This window comes from Aminobacter sp. P4_H6_2, assembly GCF_056400805.1.
Window position 1 is genome coordinate 1 of sequence record NZ_JBFUKO010000233.1, and the last position, 7,807, is coordinate 7,807.

General features: G+C 61.9%; 7 protein-coding genes. All 7 read left to right on the plus strand.

Features of this window, described 5'->3' with window-relative positions; all coding sequences use genetic code 11:
* Nucleotides 1-640 (plus strand): extracellular solute-binding protein (locus AC1DUU_RS17005; protein ID WP_476784585.1); only part of this gene is annotated, 640 nt, incomplete at its 5' end.
* 90 nt (nt 641-730) lie between these two features.
* Nucleotides 731-1,603 (plus strand): carbohydrate ABC transporter permease, encoded by an 873-nt coding sequence (locus AC1DUU_RS17010; RefSeq protein ID WP_476784586.1) that lies wholly within the window; start codon nt 731-733, stop codon nt 1,601-1,603.
* 10 nt (nt 1,604-1,613) lie between these two features.
* Nucleotides 1,614-2,438, plus strand: a complete 825-nt coding sequence (locus AC1DUU_RS17015; protein WP_476784587.1) for a carbohydrate ABC transporter permease — start codon at nt 1,614-1,616, stop codon at nt 2,436-2,438.
* Between the two features lie 21 nt (nt 2,439-2,459).
* The gene (locus AC1DUU_RS17020; protein WP_476784588.1) at nt 2,460-3,458 is read left to right on the plus strand and encodes an ABC transporter ATP-binding protein; all 999 of its coding nucleotides are present in this window, start codon (nt 2,460-2,462) and stop codon (nt 3,456-3,458) included.
* Nucleotides 3,455-4,231 carry an L-iditol 2-dehydrogenase gene (locus AC1DUU_RS17025; protein WP_476784589.1) on the plus strand — a complete coding sequence of 259 codons (777 nt, stop codon included), beginning with the start codon at nt 3,455-3,457 and terminating at the stop codon, nt 4,229-4,231. Before AC1DUU_RS17020 ends, AC1DUU_RS17025 begins: the two co-directional genes overlap by 4 nt.
* Nucleotides 4,232-4,411: 180 nt before the next feature.
* Nucleotides 4,412-5,890, plus strand: a complete 1,479-nt coding sequence (locus tag AC1DUU_RS17030) for a mannitol dehydrogenase family protein (protein ID WP_476784590.1) — start codon at nt 4,412-4,414, stop codon at nt 5,888-5,890.
* A 160-nt stretch (nt 5,891-6,050) separates the two neighbouring features.
* Nucleotides 6,051-7,622, plus strand: a complete 1,572-nt coding sequence (locus AC1DUU_RS17035; protein WP_476784591.1) for an FGGY-family carbohydrate kinase — start codon at nt 6,051-6,053, stop codon at nt 7,620-7,622.
* Nucleotides 7,623-7,807 lie beyond the last annotated feature (185 nt).

The window sequence follows — 7,807 nt, forward strand, 5'->3', positions numbered from 1 at the left end:
GTTCTATGTCGACCTGATGAAGGACGCCGGCCCCTCTGGCGCGTCTTCCAATGGCTTCAACGAAAACCTGGCGCTGTTCCAGCAGGGCAAGTGCGGCATGTGGATCGACGCCACGGTTGCGGCTTCCTTCGTGTCGAACCCCAAGGACTCCACCGTTGCCGACAAGGTTGGCTATGCGCTGGCGCCCGACAATGGTCTCGGCAAGCGTGGAAACTGGCTGTGGGCGTGGTCGCTCGGCATTCCGGCCGGCACGCAGAAAGCAGAAGCGGCTGAAAAGTTCGTCTCCTGGGCAACCAGCAAGGGTTACCTCGACCTCGTCGCCTCGAAGGAAGGCTGGGCCAACGTTCCTCCGGGAACGCGCAGCTCGCTTTACGCCAACCCTGAGTACCAGAAGGCAGCCCCCTTCGCCAAAATGACCCTGGACTCGATCAACTCGGCCGACCCGACCAAGCCCACCGTCAAGCCGGTGCCTTACGTCGGCGTGCAGTTCGTGGCCATTCCGGAGTTCCAGGGCCTTGGCACGACGGTTGGACAGCTTTTCTCGGCGGCACTCGCCGGACAGTCGAGTGTCGATGACGCGCTGGCTGGTGCTCAGACCGCCTCGGTCCGTGAAATGACCCGCGCCGGCTACATCAAATAGGGCATCCTCCCGGTGCCTGGCCGTCCGGTCTCCCAGTCCGGACGGCCCCTTTCCGCTCGAAGCATCTTTTGATCTTACGCGGTGATATCAATGGCTACTCGACAGACCCGTACGCTCGCGCGCTTCATGATGGCGCCGTCGGTGATCCTTCTCTTTGTCTGGATGATCGTGCCATTGGCGATGACGCTGTGGTTTTCGTTCCTGAACTACAATCTGCTCAATCCGGGCAATGTCAGCTTCGCCGGCCTGTTCAATTACAAGTATTTCTACACCGACCCGGCCTTCTTCCAGTCAATCTGGAACACGCTGGTTCTGGTTGTCGGCGTGCTGCTGATCACCGTCATCGGCGGCATCGCGCTGGCGCTGCTGCTCGACCAGCCGATGTTCGGCCAGGGCATCGTGCGCATCCTGGTGATCTCACCGTTCTTCGTCATGCCCCCGGTGGCGGCACTGGTGTGGAAAAACATGATCATGCACCCTGGCTACGGGGTCTTCGCCGACATCGCCAGGTTCTTCGGCGCCCAGCCAGTCGACTGGTTCGCGCAATACCCGCTGTTTTCCATCATCATCATCGTTGCCTGGCAGTGGCTGCCATTTGCCACGCTGATCCTTTTGACCGCGCTTCAGTCACTCGATGGCGAGCAGAAAGAGGCCGCCGAAATGGACGGCGCGGGCTTTGTCAGCCGCTTCATCTATCTGACGATCCCCCATATCTCGCGCGCGATCACGGTGGTCATCCTGATCCAGACCATCTTCCTGCTCGGCGTCTATGCGGAGATCCTCGTCACCACCAATGGCGGCCCGGGCTACGCTTCGACCAACCTGCCCTTCCTGATCTACCGCACGGCACTTCTTGGCTACGACGTCGGCGGCGCATCGGCCGGCGGCATCATCGCGGTCATCCTTGCCAACATCGTCGCCTTCTTCCTGATGCGCGCCGTCGGCAAGAACCTGGACAAGTGAGGAGCAAACCATGGCACGCGCAGTCTCGACCAATCGCAAGATCGGGTTCACCGTGGCGGCCTGGGTGGTGGCCCTGCTGATCTTCTTTCCCATCCTTTATACGATCATCACCAGCTTCAAGTCGGAGACCGAGGCGATCGCAGGCTTCAGCCTGATCCCGTCGGGCACGCTGGAGAGCTATGCCGAGGTCCAGGCGCAGAGCAACTATTTCAAGTTCTTCCTGAATTCGGTGATCATCGCTGTCGGCTCGACGATCCTCGCTCTGCTGATTGCCATTCCTGCCGCCTGGTCGATGGCATTTTCGCCGACCAAGCGCACCAAAGACATCCTGATGTGGATGCTCTCCACCAAGATGATGCCGGCGGTTGCCGTTTTGGTGCCGATCTACCTGATCTTCCGCGACACCCATCTTCTCGACACCCACATCGGCCTGACCGTCATGCTGATGCTAATCAACCTGCCGATCGTGGTGTGGATGCTCTACACCTACTTCCGCGAAATCCCCGGCGAAATCCTTGAAGCCGCGCGCATGGATGGCGCCTCGCTGTGGGGCGAGATCGTCTACGTGCTGACGCCGATGGCGGTACCCGGCATCGCCTCGACCATGCTGCTCAACATCATCCTGGCCTGGAACGAGTCGTTCTGGACCATCCGCCTGACCACCACCAACGCCGCACCGCTGACCGCCTTCATCGCGTCGTTCTCCAGTCCGCAAGGCCTGTTTTGGGCGAAGCTTTCGGCGGCCTCGACACTGGCCATCGCACCAATCCTGATCATGGGCTGGTTCTCCCAGCGCCAGCTCGTCCGCGGCCTGACTTTCGGCGCCGTGAAGTAGTCGAACCCGCGGGAGGAAACCATGGGAAACATCAAACTCAAGAAAGTGTCGAAATCCTTCGGCGCGACAATCATCATCCCCAATATCGACCTGGAGATCGAAGACGGCGAGTTCGTCGTCTTCGTCGGGCCTTCGGGCTGTGGCAAGTCGACCTTGCTCAGGCTGATCGCCGGCCTGGAAGACACGACCTCGGGCAGCATCGACATCGATGGCCGCGACGTCACCGGCGAGGCTCCCGCCAAGCGGCGCCTGGCGATGGTCTTCCAGTCCTATGCGCTCTACCCGCATATGAGCGTCTACAAAAACATCGCCTTTCCGCTGAAGATGGCGGGCGACGATCCGGCCGTCATCGACAAGAAGGTCAAGGATGCTGCTCGCGTCCTGAACCTGACAAACTATCTCGAACGCCGCCCTGGCCAGCTCTCGGGTGGCCAGCGCCAGCGCGTCGCCATTGGCCGCGCCATCGTGCGCCAGCCTTCGGCCTTTCTGTTCGACGAGCCGCTGTCGAACCTCGACGCCGCCCTGCGCGGCACGATGCGCCTGGAAATCAGTGAACTTCACCACCAGCTCAAGACGACGATGATCTATGTCACCCACGACCAGGTCGAGGCGATGACCATGGCCGACAAGATCGTGGTGCTGAATGCCGGCAACATCGAGCAGGTCGGCTCGCCGATGGACCTCTACAAGACGCCCAAAAACCTGTTTGTCGCCGGCTTCATCGGCTCGCCGAAGATGAACCTGATCAACGGTGCGGCGGCTGCCAAGCATGGTGCGACGACCATCGGGGTCAGGCCCGAGCATCTTGGCATCTCGACCACATCAGGCGAATGGAAAGCGACGGTCGGTGTCGCCGAACATCTCGGTTCCGACACCTTCCTTCACGTCCAAGCAGACCAGGTTGGCCCGCTGACAGTCCGTGCCGACGGCGAGATCGGCGTGCGCCATGGCGAAACGATCTACCTCACCCCCAGCCCGGCCAAGATCCACCGCTTTGGCACCGATGGGAGGGCGATGTGAGCGCCAGGCTCAAGGGCAAGTCGGCGCTGATCACGGGTGCCGCGCGCGGCATCGGCCGTACTTTCGCCGAAGCTTATGTCCACGAGGGTGCGACAGTTGCCATCGGCGACATCAATCTTGAGGCCGCCGAAAAGACCGCCGCCGAGATCGGCACGTCGGCCTATGCGGTCAAGCTGGATGTGACCGACTTGGCCTCGATCGAAGCGGCGGTGAAAGCAGTCGAAGCCAAGGCTGGCGGGATCGATATCCTCGTCAACAATGCCGCCCTGTTCGACCTCGCTCCCATCGTCGAGATTTCGAAGGCAAGCTACGACAAGCTGTTTGCCGTCAATGTCGCCGGCACGCTTTTCACCTTGCAAGCGGTTGCCCGCTCGATGATTGCCGCTGGCCGGGGCGGAAAAATCATCAACATGGCGAGCCAGGCCGGTCGTCGCGGCGAAGCGCTCGTCGGTGTCTATTGCGCCACCAAGGCCGCCGTCATCAGCCTGACCCAGTCGGCTGGGCTCGACCTGATCAAGCATGGCATCAACGTCAACGCCATCGCCCCGGGCGTGGTCGAGGGCGAGCATTGGGACCACGTCGACGAGCTGTTTGCCAAATACGAAAACCGGCCCCGAGGCGAAAAGAAGCGCCTTGTCGGCGAAGCCGTCCCCTTTGGCCGCATGGGCACGGCACAAGACCTCGTCGGCATGGCGATTTTCCTCGCCGGGTCGGAGAGCCAATACATCGTCGCCCAGACCTACAATGTCGATGGCGGCAACTGGATGAGCTGAAGACAGCGTTCCTCTCCCCGTTCACGGGGAGAGGATGCCGGCAGGCAGGTGAGGGGCAAATCTGACCTTGCCAATCTTGGCATGGCCCCTCATCCGGCCCTTCGGGCCACCTTCTCCCCGTAAACGGGGCGAAGGGATTGGAGACGTCTGCGCTGAACCCCAAAAAGAAAGCGTCGAACCATGACCGTGAAACTCTCCCAAGCGAATCTCGGCCAGCTTCCCGCCAACGTCGCGCGTCCAACCTACGACCGCTCGTCGCTCACGGCCGGCATCGTGCATTTCGGCGTTGGCAATTTCCATCGCTCGCACCAGGGCGTCTATCTCGACGAGCTGTTCAATTCCGGCATCGGCCATGATTGGGCGATCGTCGGCGCAGGCGTCTTCGACGGCGAAAAGGTCGGGCGCGCCAAACTTGCCGAGCAGGATTGGCTGACCACCGTGGTGGAGCAAGACAGCGGCCATATGAGCGCCCGCGTCACTTCGGTCATGATCGATTTCCTGATGCCCGGCGACGCCACAGCCATCATCGAGCGCCTGGCCGACCCGGCGATCCGCATCGTTTCGCTGACCATTACCGAAGGCGGTTATTTCATCGATCCGGCATCCGGGGTGTTCAACCCGGCCCATCCCGACATTGTCGCGGACGCTGAAAACATCGCAACGCCGAAGACCGTGTTCGGCATCATCCTTGCCGGTCTCATGCGGCGCCGCGAAGACGGCATAGTGCCCTTCACCGTCATGTCTTGCGACAACATCCCGGGCAACGGCCATGTCACATCAGATGCGATGGTTGGTCTCGCCCGGCTTGTCGATGAAACGCTGGCTGACTGGGTCAGCGAAAACGTCGCCTTTCCCAACAGCATGGTCGACCGCATCACTCCTGCCACCACCGATCGCGAACGCTCCATCTTGAGCAGCGATTTCGGTGTCGACGATAATTGGCCGGTTTTCTGCGAGCCGTTCAAGCAATGGGTGATGGAGGACCATTTCACCGATGGGCGCCCCGCGCTGGAAAAGGTCGGCGTGCAATTCGTCCATGACGTCGCCCCGTTCGAGCTGATGAAGATCAGAATCCTCAATGGCGGCCATGCCACTATCGCTTATCCCGCCGGGCTGATGGACATCCATTTCGTCCACGAGGCTATGGACAACCCGCTGGTGTGCGCATTCCTTGCCAAGCTCGCGCGCGAGGAAATCATCCCGACCGTGCCGCCGGTACCGGGTGTCGTCCTGGAAGAGTATTGCCAGCTCATCGAGCGCCGCTTTTCCAATCCGAAGATTGGCGACACCGTACGCCGGCTTTGCCTCGACGGATCCAACAGGCAGCCGAAGTTCATTATTCCGACGATAGCCGACCGGCTGAAAGCGGGAGCTGGCATAACGGGCCTCGCGCTCGAATCCGCGCTCTGGGCTCGCTACTGCTTCGGGACTACCGATTCAGGCGCGGTGATCGAACCAAACGACCCCAACTGGAATCGCTTGCATGCAACCGCAAAGGCAGCCCGAGGCGCGCCCGAGACCTGGCTCGCCATGGAAGACATCTACGGCGAAGTCGGCAAGTCGCCGATCTTCGGCAAGACCTTCGGCCATAGTCTCGATACGCTTTGGAAGCTGGGGACCAAAGAGACGCTGACGCGTTACCTCGGCGACAGTTTGTGAGCCAAGTCCAAGCTGCCGCTGACCGCTGGAATTACCAATGACCCGCATATAGACTGCGCGTCATGGCTTTGATTTGCGCACTTTTACATCAGGTGAAATTGCGACCAACTCCGTCCGGCAGCAGCAGTCGGCACGGGCCTTGCAGGGCGTTGTCATCCTGATGGCGACCTATCTATGTGCCGTCGACGTGGGCACAGGCAGCGCGCGCGCCGGCATTTTCGATCCCACAGGCAAGCTGCTCGGCCGCGCCGAACACCCCATCGCCATGAACCGCTCGATATCAGGCCAATGCGAGCACGATTCCGAAAACATCTGGCAGGCAGTTTGCGTGGCGGTGCGTCTTGCGCGCGCGACCGCTGACGTTGAGCCCGGCGACGTCGCCGGCATCAGCTTCGACGCGACATGCTCGACCGTGTTCAGGGGCAAGGCTGGCGAGCAGGTTGGCGTGTCGGGCTGCGGTGAGGACCGCTGGGACACCATCGTCTGGCTCGACCATCGCGCCTTGGCGGAGGCCGACGAATGCACGGCGACCCGCAACGACGTGCTTGATTATGTTGGCGGCGTCATGTCGCCGGAGATGGCAACGCCCAAGCTGATGTGGGTCAAGCGTCATCTGCCGGAAAGCTGGGTCCGTACCGGTCAGCTCTTCGACCTTGCCGATTTCCTCACCCACAAGGCATGCGGCTCGGTCGCCCGCTCGCAATGCACGCTGACCGCCAAATGGACCTATCTCGCCCACGAGCGCGAAGCATGGCGTCACGACTTCTTCACGGCAGTCGGCCTTGCCGACCTCTTCGAACATGCCGCATTGCCTGGTCGGGCAAGCCCGGTCGGCTCCGATCTCGGCCCGCTTACGCCTGCTGCCGCCTCGGCGCTGGGGCTCACGATTGCTTGCCGCGTCGGCGCCGGCATGATCGACGCATTTGCGGGTGCTGTTGGCGTCATCGGCGGCCGTCCCGGCATCGAACGCCATCTCGCCTTGATCGCGGGCACCTCGAGCTGCGTCATGGCCATGTCGGCGGAACCGCGCCCCTTTGCCGGGGTGTGGGGGCCGTATTTTGGCGCGGCACTGCCTGATCTTTGGCTAAGYGAAGGTGGCCAGTCGGCGACAGGTGCCCTGCTTGACCACATCATCCGCTGGCATGGTGCCGGCGGCGAGCCCGACGTTGCGATGCACCAGCGCATCACTGAACGTATCATGCAGCTGCGTAGCGTCGAAGGGCTCGATCTGGCCGGGCGTCTGCATGTGCTGCCCGATTTCCACGGCAATCGCTCGCCGCTGGCCGATCCGCATGCGCTTGGCGTGATCAGCGGGTTGACGCTCGATGTCTCCTTCGACAGCCTGTGTCGGCTCTACTGGCGCACGGCCGTTGCCATAGCACTTGGCCTTCGCCACGTGCTCGACGCGCTCAACGCCAACGGCTACGGCATCGACACGCTGCATGTCACCGGCGGCCACACCCGCAATCCGTTGCTGATGGAACTCTACGCCGACGCGACCGGCTGCACGGTCGTCGAGCCAATTGGCGGCGACGCCGTGCTTTTGGGCACGGCGATGGCTGCGGCAGCCGCGGGCGGCCTCTATCCAAGCCTCACCGAAGCTTGTGCGGCGATGCGCCAGGAGGGCCGCGCCCGGCGACCCAATCCAACGGCTCAGCCGCGCTTCGACCGCGATTATCGCGTGTTCCTCGAAATGCACCGCCAGCGCCGATTGCTCGACGAACTCAGCTAGATTCGAGTCCATTGTTCCCATCTCGATGGGACCTAAGTCGCTTCCCCACGCAACCAGACGCGCATATTGGTTGCAATGATGTGGAACGCCTACGGGCGTTTCCATAGCTGGGCTTGGGCTGGGTCGAACAGGGAGCAAGCGCTGTCATGATCCGCCTCGCCGTTGTCGACGACCGCCCTCTCCTC